Raw genomic sequence first — 241 nt, forward strand, 5'->3', positions numbered from 1 at the left:
TCCTGTTTTTGCTCTGGTTGTTGAGCAAAAACAGGAACAAGGAGAGAACAAAACAACTGAACCTGCTTCAGCTGTTCCAGAAAATGAAAATAAGGATGAAAAAAAAGAAGAAGCAAAAGAAACTTCTAGTGAAAAAAATGATGGTAATGTAGGGGAAGCTATCCTGACTAGTGGTAATACATTACAAGCGGGATATTTCTTACAAAAGAAAATAGACAGGGAGCAGGATTATTCAAAATTA

1 protein-coding gene is annotated in these 241 nt (G+C 35.3%); it reads left to right on the forward strand.

Going from position 1 to position 241, the window contains the following annotated elements; translation table 11 throughout:
* Positions 1-241, forward strand: a 241-nt coding sequence (locus AACQ14_RS24190) for a hypothetical protein (RefSeq protein ID WP_339366089.1), incomplete at both ends; no start/stop codon positions are given.

It is taken from the genome of Vallitalea maricola, from assembly GCF_036985595.1.
Taxonomy (GTDB): domain Bacteria; phylum Bacillota; class Clostridia; order Lachnospirales; family Vallitaleaceae; genus Vallitalea; species Vallitalea maricola.